The sequence below is a fragment of the Mesorhizobium sp. M4A.F.Ca.ET.050.02.1.1 genome (genome assembly GCF_003997725.1).
GTDB lineage: Bacteria > Pseudomonadota > Alphaproteobacteria > Rhizobiales > Rhizobiaceae > Mesorhizobium.
The window spans coordinates 1-2,068 of record NZ_RZSG01000946.1 but is presented as its reverse complement, the minus strand read 5'-3'; the positions used below and the strand labels follow the sequence as shown (position 1 = coordinate 2,068).

At 63.0% G+C, this 2,068-nt stretch carries 1 protein-coding gene and 1 pseudogene; one reads left to right on the top strand and one right to left on the bottom strand.

What is annotated here, in order from left to right:
* The first annotated feature begins 285 nt into the window (after positions 1 to 285).
* Complete coding sequence (locus tag EOA33_RS33475) at positions 286 to 1,458, top strand: diguanylate cyclase (protein WP_126054276.1); 1,173 nt, start codon at positions 286 to 288, stop codon at positions 1,456 to 1,458.
* 13 nt (positions 1,459 to 1,471) lie between these two features.
* Here EOA33_RS33475 and EOA33_RS33470 read toward each other — a convergent pair.
* Positions 1,472 to 2,068: pseudogene (locus EOA33_RS33470) on the bottom strand (glycine dehydrogenase (aminomethyl-transferring)); the annotation flags it as partial.

Here is a 2,068-nt window from a genome sequence, read left to right as displayed (position 1 = left end):
GATGCGGCTTCCTGCTGGCGGACGCCGCTTTGTCAGCCGCATGCGCGATGCACAACATCGGGCATGCGGCCTCTTTCGCACGGGTCGCGTCGCGATCGTCGACAGAACTGTTTCAATATAAACCAGAACGTCTCTAGTCTTCGCGCGTGCCCTTCATAGTAGTGGACGCTTTGTAAACCTTGTCCGAAGGTTGCGTCGAAAGGTTAGCTGAAAACGGTGTCGGCGGGCCGTCGTTAACCTAGAATGGGGATGCAACCGACGTCTCCCAAGAGGCTGCGCTCAAGAATGTTGGATTTTAGTTCGCTCCTGCTCGCGGCGGCGCTGTCGGGCTCGTGCCTCAGCATCACGCTGTTTGCGATCTGGTTCACCGCGCCGCGGGCGCACTTCGTGCTGACGGTGGCGTGCGGCATGCTCGTGCTTGTCGCGCATGTCGTGCTGTTCTGGCAGTACACAAAGGAGCCCGGCCCTTTGCTGTGCCAGGCTACCCTTGCGCTGCTCAACCTGGGTTTTTTGGTGATCTGCCTGTCGTCCATGCAGTATCTCAGCGTGCCCGGCTACAAGCGCGTGATTGTGCCGACCCTGCTAGCAATGACCGTTTGCGCCGCCGTCACCTATTTCGGTTTTGACGGTATCGGCTTCATCCTCACCTATGCGACTGTCACGGCGTTGCTCGTCGTGATCGGTGTGATGTTTTGGATCAAGGGCGGCGGTCATGATCGCCGGATCCTGCTGGTCGTCTCATTCCTCAGCGGCACCTGTGCGGTGTCCTTCGCACTGTGTGGCTTAGTGCTGGCGATCCGTGGACAGTGGGTGCTTGGCTTGGCACCCAACAATTGGGCCGAACGGCTGAATTCCGTCGTTGCGGTCGCCTGCATGACCGGTCTCGGCGCGCTGACGCTTTCGCTGCACCACTTGCAGGCGCAGATCGAATTGAAGGCCGAGACCCTGACCGATCCACTGACCGGGCTGATGAACCGGCGGGCGCTGAACTCGCTCTATGGCGAGCGCGCCTTCGGACCGTTCATGGCGGTGGTGATGTTCGACCTAGACCATTTCAAGAGGACGAACGACCTGTTCGGCCATCCGGTCGGCGACAAGGTTCTGTGCCGCTTCGCCGCGATCATCAGGAAGTACGGCAGGAGCGGCGTCGACGCCTTCCGCCTTGGCGGCGAGGAATTCGCGCTGGTCATGTCGCGCATGACCGAAGACAAGGCCTTCGATCTTGCCAGCAAGATCGGCGTCGCCTTCGGCGCCGAGGTGGTGCCAACCCCGCGCGGCCCGCTGCGCAGCACTGTCAGCGGCGGCATCGGCTTCGGCAAGGCCGAAGGCAGCAGCCTCGACGATGTGCTGGCCGAGGCGGACAAGGCACTCTACGCGGCCAAGCATGCCGGACGGAACTGCGTTCTTGTCCTGGACAAGGTGAGCAAGGCCGACGGGCCGGCCTTGCGTTCCGCTTGATCGCTCCCGAGCGCTACTCGGCAGCGCCCAGATATTCCGACAGCGGCGGGCAGGAGCAGACGAGGTTGCGGTCGCCGGCGACATTGTCGATGCGCGACACCGGCGGCCAATATTTGGCCGACGTGTCGGCATCGCCTGCGGGATAGGCCGCTTCCAGACGCGAATAGGGATGCGTCCAGCTGCCGGCCAGCGCTTCCGCCGCGGTGTGCGGCGCGTTGACAAGCGGGTTATCGTTGAGCGGCCACTCGCCCTTCGCCACCTTGGCCGCCTCGCCGGCGATGGCAATCATCGCCTCGCAGAAACGGTCGAGCTCGCGCTTGGGCTCGGACTCGGTCGGCTCGACCATCAGCGTGCCGGCGACCGGGAACGACATGGTCGGCGCATGGAAGCCATAGTCGATCAGCCGCTTGGCAATATCGTCGACGCTGATGCCGGCGCTCTCCTTGAGCACGCGCGTGTCGAGGATGCATTCATGCGCGATGCGATCGTGCCTGCCCTTGTAGAGGAGCGGGAAATGCGGCGCGAGCCGTGTCGCCACATAGTTGGCCGAGATGATGGCCGTCTCCGTGGCCTGCTTGAGGCCAGAGGCGCCCATCATGCGGATGTACAT